An 11,002-nucleotide genomic window follows, 5' to 3' on the forward strand; every position below is an offset into this window, starting at 1 on the left:
TCATGCAGCGCCGCGAATGCCCCCATCATATGACAGGAATTCTGTTGCTTAAATTGATATATTAACAACGTCACATTGCAATAAATGCAACACCACCCAGAGGCGACGCGCACATGGATTTACGGGATCTGAAACTGTTTCTTCATCTGGCAGAAAGCTGCCACTTCGGGCGCACTGCGCGTGCTATGCACGTCAGCCCTTCCACGCTGTCACGCCAGATCCAGCGGCTTGAAGAAGATGTCGGCCATGCGCTGTTTCTGCGCGATAACCGCACCGTGACGCTGACAGAAGCGGGCGAACGCCTGCGCCAGTTTGCCCAGCAGACGCTGTTGCAGTATCAGCAACTGCGCCATGTGATGGATCTTAACGGTCCGTCGCTCAGCGGCGAGCTGCGCCTGTTCTGTTCGGTGACGGCGGCCTACAGTCATCTGCCGCCCATCCTGGACCGCTTTCGCGCTGAACATCCGCAGGTCGAAATCAAACTGGATACCGGCGATGCCGCGGATGCGGTGGAAAAAGTGCACTCCGGCGATGCCGATCTGGCCATTGCCGGCCGTCCTGAAACGCTGCCCGCCAGCATTGATTTTATGCCACTGGGCCTGATCCCGCTGGTGCTGATCGCGCCTGCACTGCCCTGTGCCGTTCGTACTCAGGCAACACAGCCGCAGCCCGACTGGTCAAAAATTCCGTTTATCCTGCCGGTGCAGGGACCGGCACGGCGACGTATCGATCTCTGGTTCCGCCGCCAGCGCATCCCGAATCCGGTGATTTACGCCACGGTCTCGGGGCATGAGGCGATTGTTTCGATGGTGGCGCTGGGCTGCGGTATTGCACTTTTGCCGGATGTGGTGCTGGAAAACAGCCCGGAGCCGGTGCGTAACCGCGTGCTGCTACTGGAGAATATTGACTCGGTTGCGCCGTTCGAACTCGGCATCTGCGTGCAAAAAAAGCGGCTCGGAGAGCCGCTGATCAGTGCTTTCTGGAGCCAGCTGTAATCAGTTGCCTGACAGGAAGAAGCGGAACGCCGGGTTCTGGCTTTCGTCATGAAAGTCGTAACCCAGATCGGTGAGATGCTCTTCGAAGCGTGGCTCATCGCTGCCAAGTTCAAAAGCGGCCAGCACACGGCCATAATCGGTGCCGTGGCTGCGGTAATGAAACAGCGAGATATTCCAGTGGGTGCCCAGCGTTTGCAGGAACTTCAGCAACGCGCCGGGTGCCTCCGGGAATTCAAAGCTGAAGAGGCGTTCACGCAGTGGTTTAGAAGGACGTCCACCCACCATGTAACGCACGTGCAGTTTCGCCATCTCATCATCCGAGAGATCGACCACCTGATAACCGCCGCTGGTGAGCTCGCTGATGATCTCGCTGCGCTCTTCCACGCCGCGCGTCAGTCGTACGCCAACAAAGATGCAGGCTTTGTCCGCATCGGCGTAGCGGTAGTTGAACTCGGTAATCGACCGTCCACCCAGCGTCTGGCAGAAACGCAGGAAACTGCCCTGCTGTTCCGGGATCGTTACGGCCAGCAGCGCTTCACGCTGTTCGCCCAGCTCGCAGCGCTCAGAAACGTAGCGCAGGCCGTGGAAATTGACGTTGGCCCCGGATAACACATGCGCCAGCCGCTCGCCTTTGATCCCGTGCTGCTGGATATACTTTTTCATGCCCGCCAGCGCCAGCGCGCCAGAGGGCTCCGCCACAGCACGGACATCTTCAAACAGATCTTTCATTGCGGCACAAATGGCATCGCTGTCGACGGTGATGATGTCATCGATGTATTCCTGACAGAGCCGGAAGGTTTCGCTGCCAATCCGTTTCACCGCCACCCCTTCGGCAAACAGCCCGACGCGCGGCAGATCGACCGGATGACCCGCCTCCAGCGCTGCTTTCAGGCAGGCTGAATCTTCTGACTCCACCGCGATCACTTTGATTTGCGGCATCAGCTGCTTGATCAGCACCGCGACGCCGGCTGCCAGACCCCCACCGCCAACCGGGACAAAGACCCGGTCGAGATGCGCATCCTGTTGCAGCAGCTCCATCGCCAGCGTGCCCTGTCCGGCAATGACGGCCGGATGGTCAAACGGCGGCACGAAGGTGTAGCCGCGCTGTTCAGAGAGTTCTATCGCTTTGGCTTTCGCCTCGTCAAAGTTGGCTCCGAACAGGAAAGCCTCACCGCCAAATGCGCGCACCGCATCAACCTTGATGTCTGCCGTCGCCAGCGGCATCACAATCAGTGACTTGATGCCCAGCTTAGTGGCGGAGAGCGCCACGCCCTGCGCATGGTTACCGGCTGACGCCGTCACCACGCCGCGCGCTTTCTGCTCTTCGTTCAGACCGGCAATCATCGCGTAGGCACCGCGCACCTTGAAACTGTGCACCGGCTGACGATCTTCCCGCTTCACCAGAATGGTGTTGCCGAGACGCGATGAGATTTTTTCCATAACCTGCAGCGGCGTCACCTGTGCCACTTCATACACCGGTGAACGCAACACTGCGCGCAAATACTCGGCGCCACAAGGCGCCTCGGGTAGCGGTTGAGACTCGGCCATTGTTAGCCTCCCAGCTTGCTCTTATCGCGGACGGCGCCTTTGTCAGCACTGGTCGCGAGTAATGCGTAGGCACGCAGCGCAAAGGAGACTTCACGCTGACGATTGACCGGCGTATACGCCGCATCGCCACGTGCCTGCTGCTCTTCACGACGGGCGTGCAGTTCGTTATCCGGTACGGCGAGTTTGATACCGCGGTTAGGGATATCGATTTCGATGGTGTCGCCATCTTTGACCAGCGCAATGGTGCCGCCGTTGGCTGCTTCAGGCGAGGCGTGACCGATAGAGAGGCCTGACGTACCGCCAGAGAAACGACCATCGGTGATCAGCGCGCAGCTTTTGCCCAGCCCCATCGATTTCAGATAAGTGGTCGGATAGAGCATCTCCTGCATGCCTGGCCCGCCTTTTGGACCTTCGTAGCGAATGACGACCACATCGCCCGCAACGACTTTGCCGCCCAGAATCGCTTCAACGGCGTCATCCTGGCTTTCATAGACTTTGGCCGGACCGGTGAAGGTCAGGATCTCTTTGTCTACGCCTGCAGTTTTTACGATACAGCCATCTTCCGCGATGTTGCCATAGAGCACGGCCAGACCGCCATCCTGCGAGTAAGCGTTTTCACGGGTACGGATACAGCCTTCGGCACGGTCATCATCCAGCGTGTCCCAGCGGCAGTTCTGTGAGAACGCCTGGGTGGTACGAATACCCGCCGGACCCGCGCGGAACATATCTTTTACCGCCTGATCTTTGGTCAGCATGATGTCGTACTGATCCAGCGTTTCACGCATGGTCTGCTGCAGGATATTACGGGCGCTGCTGTCGAATAGGCCGGCACGATCCAGCTCGCCGAGAATGGCGAACACGCCACCCGCGCGATGCACATCTTCCATATGGTATTTCGGAGTGCTTGGCGCCACTTTACAGAGCTGAGGCACTTTGCGTGACAGGCGATCGATGTCGGAGATATTAAAGTCGATATCGCCTTCCTGTGCGGCTGCCAGCAGGTGGAGCACGGTGTTGGTGGAGCCACCCATGGCGATATCCAGCATCATGGCGTTCTCAAAAGCGGCCTTGTTCGCGATGTTACGCGGCAGCATGTTGACATCATCCTGCTCGTAATAGCGCTTGGTCAGGCTTACGATGCGCTTACCGGCATTGATGAACAGCTCTTTGCGATCGGCATGCGTAGCCAGCAGTGAACCGTTGCCAGGCTGCGACAGACCGAGTGCTTCAGTCAGGCAGTTCATCGAGTTGGCGGTGAACATACCGGAGCAGGAGCCGCAGGTCGGACAGGCAGAGCGTTCGATCTGCTCGCTGTCGGCATCGCTGACGTTCGGGTTGGCACCCTGAATCATCGCATCTACCAGATCCAGCTTGATGATCTGGTCAGAAAGCTTGGTTTTACCCGCTTCCATCGGTCCGCCTGAAACGAAGATCACCGGAATATTGAGGCGCAATGACGCCATCAGCATACCCGGGGTGATTTTGTCGCAGTTAGAGATGCAGACCATGGCGTCAGCACAGTGGGCGTTGACCATGTACTCGACCGAGTCAGCAATCAGCTCACGCGACGGCAGTGAATACAGCATGCCGCCATGACCCATGGCAATACCGTCATCCACCGCAATGGTGTTGAACTCTTTAGCCACACCGCCTGCCGCTTCGATCTGCTCGGCGACAAGTTTACCAAGATCACGCAGGTGAACGTGGCCCGGCACAAATTGGGTGAATGAGTTAACCACAGCGATAATCGGCTTGCCGAAATCGTCGTCGGTCATTCCTGTCGCGCGCCATAAGGCACGGGCACCCGCCATATTGCGGCCGTGGGTGGTGGTGGCGGAACGGTACTTAGGCATACTCTATTTACTCCAGTAAGAATAAGCTCGCGGACGTCAGATGACGCCCGCGCTGTATCTGATTATGGGTTAACCGGATCTAACCAGCCCCATTTGTCTTCGGTTTCGCCGGTGAACAGGCCAAAGAAGGCCTCCTGGATGAGTTTGGTCACCGGGCCACGTTTGCCTTCGCCAACCTGAATGCGGTCAACGCTGCGCACCGGTGTAATTTCTGCCGCGGTGCCAGACATAAAGACTTCGTCAGCCAGATAGAGAGATTCACGCGACAGGGTCTGCTCACGCACTTCAATGCCCATATCACGCGCCAGCGTGATGATGGCATCGCGGGTGATGCCCGGCAGTGCTGAAGAGGTAAATGGCGGGGTAAAGAGCACGCCATCTTTAACTTCAAACAGGTTTTCGCCTGCACCTTCGGAGATCAGGCCATTGGTATCCAGCGCAATCCCTTCCTGATAGCCGTGACGACGGGCTTCGCTGCCCACCAGCAGTGAGGAGAGGTAGTTACCGCCCGCTTTAGCGGCGGTTGGCAGGGTATTCGGTGCTACGCGGTTCCATGAGGAGACCATGGCATCGATGCCGTTCTCCAGGGCTTCAGCGCCCAGGTATGCGCCCCACGGGAACGCCGCAATGATCACGTCGGTGGTGAAGCCATCTGGCGGGTTCACGCCCAGGCCCACATCGCCGACAAAGGCCAGCGGACGGATATAAGCACTTTTCAGTTTGTTCACGCGGATGACTTCGCGGCACGCTTCCATCAGCTCATCAACGCTGCTTTTAATCGGGAAGCGATAGATTTTGGCGGAGTCGTGCAGACGTTGCATGTGTTCGCGATGGCGGAACACAACCGGTCCTTTGTGAGAGTCGTAGCAGCGCACGCCTTCAAATACCGACGTACCGTAGTGCAACGCGTGGGACATGACGCTGACCTTCGCCTCTTCCCACTTAACCATCTCGCCATTGAACCAAATAAAGTCTGCTTTCTTCGTGCTCATTGTTATTCCCTCTCGCGGCTAAGCGCGGATTTGTTGTGTTGTCTGTTGTTGAATCTGAACGCATGCAACGTCGATCAATTTGCTTAACTGCGAAGACAGTAAATCGACGGAACGCTGACTGGCAACGGTCATTTCAATATTAATGTTTTCTGCGTTGGCGACTGAGGCCATGTTCATAGAACAGACCTGAAAACCGCGGTGACGCACTACGCGTAAAATACGCTCCAATATTTCAGGGCGGAAACGGGCTTCGATAGACAATTGATGCTGGTTCATACAGTTTTCTCCATCATGTTTGCATTGCTGGCACCCGGCGGTACCAGTGGCCAGACGTTTTCATGCTCATCAATTGCAACATGCAGGAAGTAAGGACCTTCGCTGTTCAGCAGAGCATCAAGGGCGGCGTCGACCTGATCTTTACGGGTAATGCGCTGGCCGGGAATATTGAAAGCGCTGGCCAGCGTGAGGAAGTCGGGGTTGTCGGACAGATTGGTTTCACTGTAGCGGCCATCGAAAAACAGCTGCTGCCACTGACGCACCATGCCCAGACGCTGGTTATCCAGCAGCACGATTTTGACCGGCAGCTTGCCGCGCTTGATGGTACCCAGCTCCTGGATGTTCATCATGATGGAGCCATCGCCCGAGACACAGATAACCGTATCTTCCGGGCGTGCAACCTGCGCACCGATGGCGGCGGGTAAACCAAAGCCCATGGTGCCTAAGCCGCTGGAGGTGATGAAGTTCTCTGGCGCGCTGAATGCCATGTGTTGCGCCGTCCACATCTGGTGCTGACCGACGTCGGTGGTCACTACGGTATTGGCTGGTTTGCGATCGGAAAGCTGCTTCAGCAACAGCGGTGCATAGATCGCTTCGCCCGGATGGTCGTAGCGCCATGGGTGACTGGCCTTAAGCACTTTCATCTCATCGCGCCAGGCGTTGATATGCAGAGGCTGACTCAGGGCGGGCAGCAGTTCGTTGAGATCACCCTGCAGAGAGACGTGTGCACGACGTAATTTGTTTAACTCAGCGGGATCGATATCGAGATGAATCACGCTGGCATGGGGGGCAAAGGTGTCCAGCTTGCCGGTCACGCGGTCATCGAAACGGGCGCCGACCGCGATCAGTAAGTCACAACTCTGCACCGCCAGGTTGGCAGCTTTAGTACCGTGCATCCCCAGCATGCCGAGATACACCTCGCTGTGGGGGTCTACGCTGCCCAGCCCCTTTAAGGTGGCCACTGCCGGGATGCCGGTCTCTTCTGCCAGCGCGCGCAGTGCCGGAACAGCCTGTGCCAGGCCAACGCCTCCACCAACATAGAGCATTGGTTTTCTGGCCTGCGCCATCAGTGCGCGTGCTTCCTGAATCGCCTGATGCGGCAGCGCGCTTCCCTCTTCTACCGGAACCAGATGCGGGGCAGGTTCTCCCTGCGCAATCTGAATATCTTTAGGAATGTCCACCAGTACCGGACCCGGACGGCCCGACTGCGCCAGCGCAAAGGCTTCTGCCATGATGGCGGGCAGCTCATCTAACGATTCGACCAGGAAGCTGTGTTTGGTGCAGGCCAGCGATAAGCCCAGCACGTCGATTTCCTGAAAGGCGTCGGTGCCGATGAAGGCCGAGGTGACCTGACCGGTTACTGCCACGACCGGAACCGAATCCATCATGGCATCTGCCAGGCCGGTAATCAGGTTAGTTGCGCCAGGGCCAGAGGTGGCGATACAGACGCCGGTTTTGCCGGTTGAGCGCGCATAACCGATCGCCGCCATCACAGCGCCCTGCTCGTGGCGACACAGTAGGTGTTCCACGCCGCCGTCGTAGAGCGCGTCGTATACCGGCATGATTGCGCCGCCAGGGTAACCGAATACGGTATCAACACCCTGCGCGCGTAAAGCCTGAACTACCCACTGTGCACCTGTCATCGCTATTCTCCTGTGTCCTGACCGGAACAACAGAATTTTATGCTACTGTTCATTGTTTGTTCCTTGTGGATTTACTGATATTTCCTCTGGTCGAAAAAAAACCCCCGGACCTTTCGGTGCGGGGGTTTTTTCGGATTCGAGGCTTGATTTCTAAGCCTTTCTTTCTCCAAGCGTTGCCCCGCACGGTAGGTTAATAACCACCACCACGCTAATCACGACCAGGCTAATCACTTGTAGAAGGGCTTTCATGTGTTGTTCAATTCTTTCGCTTGTTCGAAGTAATACCTACAGAGTTATCATAGTCAGGGGGCATGACACAACTTTTTTTACAGAGTTTTTTTAGCGCCTGGCGCTAAATCGCGGTCTATCAATTTGTAATACAAGAAATAATTACATGATGATAATTATTCATCACTTTACTGACGTAATAATTTTTTGGTGAATTTGCGCGCAGACACGCAGCGTTTTAAAAGGTTGTGAAAAAACTTCTGATAGGTTGTGCAATGACCCGAATAGTGCTGATGATGCCCTGGCTTTCCTTTGATGCTGTCACCAGACTGACGGTAACAAGGAGCGAGTATGTCATTGTCAAAAGTTCTGACCCGGGCAGCGCTGGGAGTGGAAGCCCCGCTGGTGACCATCGAGGCACACATCAGTAACGGACTGCCTGCGTTAACGCTGGTGGGGCTGCCTGAAACCACGGTGAAAGAGGCGCGTGAGCGGGTACGCAGCGCCATTATCAACAGCGGTTTTGCCTTCCCGGCAAAACGCGTCACCATCAATCTGGCACCCGCAGATTTACCCAAAGAGGGCGGGCGGTATGACTTACCCATGGCGATTGCCATTCTGGTGGCCTCTGAGCAGCTTCCTGCCGACAAGCTGACGCACTATGAGTTTCTGGGTGAGCTGGCACTCGACGGTGCACTGTGCGGTGTACAGGGCGCGATTCCAGCGGCCATGGTAGCCATTCAGGCTGGACGACAGCTGGTCCTCTCCGCTGAGAATCAGTGTGATGCCGGGCTAATCCGTCAGGGCTCGTCGCTGGTTGCCTCTCACCTCAGCGAAGTGTGCGCCTTTCTGCGCAATGAACTCACATTACCGACAGCCCAATATCCTGAGCATCAGGGCGATGCACCTGCTGACGATCTCGCTGATATCATTGGTCAGGAACAGGGACGCAGAGCACTGGAGATCACTGCGGCTGGCGGGCACAACCTGTTGCTGATCGGGCCCCCTGGCACCGGTAAAACCATGCTCGCTACCCGGTTGCCCGGCATCATGCCCTCTTTAAGCGATCAGGAAGCACTGGAGTGCGCGGCAATCGCCAGCCTGGTGAACAGCAATACCCTGCATCGACAGTGGTGCACCCGGCCTTTCAGATCACCTCACCACAGCGCCTCTCTCTATGCTCTGATTGGCGGCGGCTCACTGCCACGGCCCGGTGAGATCTCCCTGGCGCATAACGGCGTGCTGTTTCTGGATGAATTACCGGAATTTGATCGCAAGGTGCTGGACTCCCTGCGCGAACCATTAGAGTCGGGCGTCATTGCTATTTCACGCGCCCGGGCGAAAGTTACCTATCCGGCACGGTTTCAGCTGATTGCTGCGATGAATCCAAGTCCAACCGGACACTATCAGGGACAGCATAACCGCTGCTCACCGCAGCAGGTGCTGCGTTATCTCAGTAAGCTATCCGGCCCTTTTCTTGATCGTTTTGATCTTTCGCTGGAGGTCCCGCTACTCCCCAGCGGCATGCTCAGCGGTCAGCGCGCCAAAGCGGAAGCATCTGAGCAGGTTCGTCATCGTGTGGTCGCAGCGCGTGACATTCAGCTGGCTCGTGCAGGAAAAATAAATGCGCATTTAAACAATGCAGAGATTATGCGCTGGTGCCAGCCTGCTAAAGAGGATGCGGAGTGGCTGGAGTCAGTGCTGGAGAAACTGGGTTTATCTGTACGGGCATGGCAGCGGATTTTAAAAGTGGCCCGTACCCTGGCCGATCTGGCCGGGGAAACAGACATCACCCGGCATCATCTGCAGGAAGCGGTCAGCTATCGCACGATAGATCGATTAATGATCCATCTGCATAACAGCCTGCAATAAAAAAGGGGCTTTCGCCCCTTCTCTGTTAATCGTCGCTGTCGGTGAAGTCTTCAACGGTGTCCATCTGCGGTTTACCGCCAGACAGCGTATGAAAACGTTTAGGACGCTTAATGCGGGTCATATACTTAGACCATACACGTTCAGCTTCCGTTTGCGGCTCACGCACGCCACGACACACTTCAATAAACAAACGTTCTTCTTCGGTTGCAGGCTCACGCTTTGATAAATCCAGCTCATTAAAGGCAAAACCGTGGCGTTCAAGAAGCTGAGCTTCTTTAATAGTAAAGTCACCGTGGCGTGAGAAACCACGCGGGTAATGTTTGTTATCAAAGAAACGATTCTCTGTTGAGAAGCTTTCCGCCATGTTACACGCTCCTGATTTTCTAATGCCGTGCTGTTAATGGCGCGGAGTATTAGATAGGCTTGACAGAGTGTAAAACAAAACATTTAAATCTATACGACAAACATTTTTTGGGAGAACGCTGTGGATACGGAATTACTGAAAACTTTCCTGGAAGTGAGCAGAACTCGCCATTTCGGGCGTGCTGCAGAAGCACTTTACCTCACGCAATCTGCTGTCAGTTTTCGCATCCGTCAGTTAGAGAATCAGCTTGGCGTTAACCTTTTTACACGGCATCGCAATAACATACGTCTGACGGCGGCCGGAGAGCGACTGCTCCCCTATGCTGAAAGCCTGATGAGCACCTGGATGATGGCGAAGAAGGAGGTCTCTCACACTCAGCAGCATCATGAGCTTTCAATAGGTGCCAGTGCATCACTATGGGAGGCTTATCTGACGCCATGGCTACAGACGCTCTACGAGAATCGGGAGAGCCTGCACTTAGAAGCGCGCGTGGCACAACGACATCTGCTGGTTAAGCAACTCCATGAGCGCCAGCTGGATCTGTTGATTACCACTGAAGCACCTAAGATGGATGAGTTAACCAGTCAGCAGATTGGTCATATTTCACTGGCGCTTTTCTGCGCCCGGCAGAGCGAGAAGCGTGAAAAATATGATTATATTAAGCTGGAATGGGGAGCAGATTTTCATCAGCATCAGAGCTATCTCTCCGGGGCTGATGATGTACCGGTACTGACCACCACGTCGGCACATGTCACCCGTGAACTGCTGCATACCACCGGAGCGTGCGCATTTCTGCCGGACTTCTGGCAGAGTGTGTACAGTGAGTTGATGGTGATTCCGGATACGCCCGTCGCCGTTCGTCCGCTCTATGCTGTCTGGTTGCAGAACAGCGATCAGCAGGCACATATCCGTCAGTTGCTTAAATTCCCGATTCTGGTCAGGCAAAATAGCTGAATTTGCAGGCAGGACAGTAAGCAGAGAAGATCAGAGGCCAGTTAGATTTAGCTGGTTTTTCTTTTTTGCTTTTTTAAAGGCAAAAAAAAATCCTTTGCCGAAGCAAAGGATCGTTTTCTGGCAGGGGCGGAGGGACTCGAACCCCCAACACCCGGTTTTGGAGACCGGTGCTCTACCAATTGAACTACGCCCCTAATAGGGTGGCGGAACGGACGGGGCTCGAACCCGCGACCCCCTGCGTGACAGGCAGGTATTCTAACCAACTGAACTACCGCTC

At 55.8% G+C, this 11,002-nt stretch carries 10 protein-coding genes and 1 tRNA gene; 3 read left to right on the forward strand and 8 right to left on the reverse strand.

Translation table 11 applies throughout. The features are described from left to right. Positions 1 to 113: 113 nt before the first annotated feature. Positions 114 to 995, forward strand: coding sequence for an HTH-type transcriptional activator IlvY (ilvY, locus tag HFD95_RS20785; protein ID WP_010671461.1), 882 nt, complete (start codon positions 114 to 116; stop codon positions 993 to 995). Here ilvY and ilvA read toward each other — a convergent pair whose 3' ends face one another. The 6 genes from ilvA to ilvL form a co-directional block, all read right to left on the reverse strand. Beyond that, entirely contained in the window at positions 996 to 2,543 is a 1,548-nt protein-coding gene (gene ilvA, locus HFD95_RS20790; RefSeq protein ID WP_010253553.1) for a threonine ammonia-lyase, biosynthetic, read from the reverse strand. A 2-nt stretch (positions 2,544 to 2,545) separates the two neighbouring features. Beyond that, the gene (ilvD, locus tag HFD95_RS20795; protein WP_010253556.1) at positions 2,546 to 4,396 is read right to left on the reverse strand and encodes a dihydroxy-acid dehydratase; all 1,851 of its coding nucleotides are present in this window, start codon (positions 4,394 to 4,396) and stop codon (positions 2,546 to 2,548) included. Between the two features lie 62 nt (positions 4,397 to 4,458). Further along, positions 4,459 to 5,388 (reverse strand): branched-chain amino acid transaminase, encoded by a 930-nt coding sequence (locus HFD95_RS20800; protein ID WP_167430672.1) that lies wholly within the window; start codon positions 5,386 to 5,388, stop codon positions 4,459 to 4,461. Positions 5,389 to 5,406: 18 nt separating this feature from the next. After that, positions 5,407 to 5,664: an acetolactate synthase 2 small subunit gene (gene ilvM / locus HFD95_RS20805; protein WP_008926359.1), complete on the reverse strand. Its 258-nt coding sequence runs from the start codon at positions 5,662 to 5,664 to the stop codon at positions 5,407 to 5,409. Then, positions 5,661 to 7,307 (reverse strand): acetolactate synthase 2 catalytic subunit, encoded by a 1,647-nt coding sequence (gene ilvG, locus HFD95_RS20810; RefSeq protein ID WP_033780904.1) that lies wholly within the window; start codon positions 7,305 to 7,307, stop codon positions 5,661 to 5,663. The genes ilvM and ilvG overlap by 4 nt, the downstream gene beginning before the upstream one ends. Before the next feature lie 150 nt (positions 7,308 to 7,457). Continuing rightward, complete coding sequence (ilvL, locus tag HFD95_RS20815) at positions 7,458 to 7,556, reverse strand: ilv operon leader peptide (protein WP_072101316.1); 99 nt, start codon at positions 7,554 to 7,556, stop codon at positions 7,458 to 7,460. 330 nt (positions 7,557 to 7,886) lie between these two features. On the opposite strand from ilvL, the gene HFD95_RS20820 reads away from it, so the two are divergent. After that, on the forward strand, positions 7,887 to 9,407 hold the full coding sequence (locus tag HFD95_RS20820; protein WP_167430673.1) for a YifB family Mg chelatase-like AAA ATPase: 1,521 nt from the start codon (positions 7,887 to 7,889) through the stop codon (positions 9,405 to 9,407). Between the two features lie 25 nt (positions 9,408 to 9,432). Here the strand turns inward: HFD95_RS20820 and HFD95_RS20825 are convergent, their stop codons facing one another. Continuing rightward, positions 9,433 to 9,771 (reverse strand): DUF413 domain-containing protein, encoded by a 339-nt coding sequence (locus HFD95_RS20825; RefSeq protein WP_010253568.1) that lies wholly within the window; start codon positions 9,769 to 9,771, stop codon positions 9,433 to 9,435. Positions 9,772 to 9,891: 120 nt separating this feature from the next. Between HFD95_RS20825 and hdfR the strand changes: the two genes are divergently transcribed. Next, a complete protein-coding gene (gene hdfR, locus HFD95_RS20830; protein ID WP_010253571.1) occupies positions 9,892 to 10,725 on the forward strand; it encodes an HTH-type transcriptional regulator HdfR in 834 nt (277 codons plus the stop codon). A 118-nt stretch (positions 10,726 to 10,843) separates the two neighbouring features. Here hdfR and HFD95_RS20835 read toward each other — a convergent pair. Then, positions 10,844 to 10,919 (reverse strand) — tRNA-Trp (locus HFD95_RS20835). Between the last annotated feature and the right edge of the window lie 83 nt (positions 10,920 to 11,002).

The sequence above is a fragment of the Pantoea sp. EKM10T genome (genome assembly GCF_011800685.1).
Lineage (GTDB): Bacteria > Pseudomonadota > Gammaproteobacteria > Enterobacterales > Enterobacteriaceae > Pantoea > Pantoea agglomerans.

Excerpts from the sequence above, each read along its gene's own strand:
- ilvY (WP_010671461.1), top strand. The coding sequence starts at position 114 with ATGGATTTACGGGATCTGAAACTGTTTCTTCATCTGGCAGAAAGCTGC.
- ilvA (WP_010253553.1), bottom strand. The coding sequence starts at position 2,543 with ATGGCCGAGTCTCAACCGCTACCCGAGGCGCCTTGTGGCGCCGAGTAT.
- ilvD (WP_010253556.1), bottom strand. The coding sequence starts at position 4,396 with ATGCCTAAGTACCGTTCCGCCACCACCACCCACGGCCGCAATATGGCG.
- HFD95_RS20800 (WP_167430672.1), bottom strand. The coding sequence starts at position 5,388 with ATGAGCACGAAGAAAGCAGACTTTATTTGGTTCAATGGCGAGATGGTT.
- ilvM (WP_008926359.1), bottom strand. The coding sequence starts at position 5,664 with ATGAACCAGCATCAATTGTCTATCGAAGCCCGTTTCCGCCCTGAAATA.
- ilvG (WP_033780904.1), bottom strand. The coding sequence starts at position 7,307 with ATGACAGGTGCACAGTGGGTAGTTCAGGCTTTACGCGCGCAGGGTGTT.
- ilvL (WP_072101316.1), bottom strand. The coding sequence starts at position 7,556 with ATGAAAGCCCTTCTACAAGTGATTAGCCTGGTCGTGATTAGCGTGGTG.
- HFD95_RS20820 (WP_167430673.1), top strand. The coding sequence starts at position 7,887 with ATGTCATTGTCAAAAGTTCTGACCCGGGCAGCGCTGGGAGTGGAAGCC.
- HFD95_RS20825 (WP_010253568.1), bottom strand. The coding sequence starts at position 9,771 with ATGGCGGAAAGCTTCTCAACAGAGAATCGTTTCTTTGATAACAAACAT.